1 protein-coding gene is annotated in these 1,333 nt (G+C 62.1%); it reads left to right on the forward strand.

Annotation, left to right across the window (positions count from 1 at the left end; genetic code table 11):
• Window positions 1-63 precede the first annotated feature (63 nt).
• Window positions 64-1,278 (forward strand): IS256 family transposase, encoded by a 1,215-nt coding sequence (locus EPA64_RS16135; protein ID WP_134727308.1) that lies wholly within the window; start codon window positions 64-66, stop codon window positions 1,276-1,278.
• The last annotated feature ends 55 nt before the right edge of the window (window positions 1,279-1,333 follow it).

Genomic DNA, 1,333 nt, shown 5'->3' on the forward strand with positions numbered 1-1,333 from the left:
GAGAGTGTCAGGTCTTCTGTGTATGGCTGATTGGGTCCATGCTTCCTGAGAGGAGCAAGGACGATGACGATTTCCAACGAACTGCTGGACGAGTTGCTGAAGGACTGCAAGCGGCCTGAGGATCTGCTTGGCGATGCCGGGCTGATGAAGGAGCTGAAGGTCCGGCTGATGGAGCGGATGCTCGGGGCCGAACTGACAGCACATCTGGGCTATGAGGCGGGTGCGGAGCCGCCGGCGGAACAGAGCAATCGCCGGAACGGGGTTGCGACGAAGAGGGTGAAGGGCTCGGACGGCGAGGTGCCGCTTTCGGTGCCGCGCGACCGGGAGGGCAGCTTCGAGCCGGAACTGGTCAAGAAGGGCCAGACCCGGATCGATGGCGTCGACGACAAGATCATCGGGCTCTATGCCGCCGGTTTGTCAGTGCGCGACATCCAGGCTCATCTGGAGGATCTTTACGGCCTGCGGGTCTCGCCCGACCTGATCAGCCGTGTCACCGATGCCGTGCTGGACGAAGTCCGGGAATGGCAGCACCGGGCGTTGGACCGGATGTATCCGATCGTCATTTTCGACGCCTTGCGCGTGAAGATCCGCGACGCCGACAGCCGGATGGTCAAGAACAAGGCGGTCTACATCGCCTTGGGCGTCACCCGGGACGGCGAACGCGAGGTTCTGGGCCTCTGGATCGCGGACAATGAGGGCGCGAAGTTCTGGCTGTCGGTGATGAACGAGCTGCGCAACCGGGGCGTTCAGGACATCCTGATCGCCGTTGTTGACGGGCTGAAGGGCTTCCCTGAGGCCATCACTGCGGCCTTCCCAGAGACCACCGTCCAGACCTGCATCGTTCACCTGATCCGGCATTCGATGAACTTCTGCAGTTGGAAGGACCGCAAGGCAGTGGCCGCCGACCTGCGCCCCATTTACGAGGCCCCGACCGCTGAGGAGGCTGCCCGCCAACTGGATGTCTTCGAGAAAAAGTGGGCCGGGAAATACCCATCCATCGCCCCCGCCTGGCGTCGGGCCTGGGCCGAGGTCACGCCGTTCTACGCCTTCAGCGCCGCGATCCGGAAGATCATCTACACCACAAATGCCGTAGAATCGCTGAACCGTGTGCTGCGGAAAACGCTGAAGACCAAGGGTTCTTTCCCGACCGAGGAGGCCGCCACGAAGCTGATCTTCCTGGCTATCCGCAACTTCGAAAAGGGCGGCCGCGCTGTCCGGGAATGGGTTGCGGCCCGCAATCAGCTGGCCATAATGTTCACTGGGCGTTTCGACGCCTGACCGTATCTGATAACCGCGTGGCCCCGATCAGATACACAGACTTTCAGACACTCCC

Source organism: Paracoccus luteus (assembly GCF_004522155.1).
In the GTDB taxonomy this organism is placed as follows: Bacteria; Pseudomonadota; Alphaproteobacteria; order Rhodobacterales; family Rhodobacteraceae; genus Paracoccus; species Paracoccus luteus.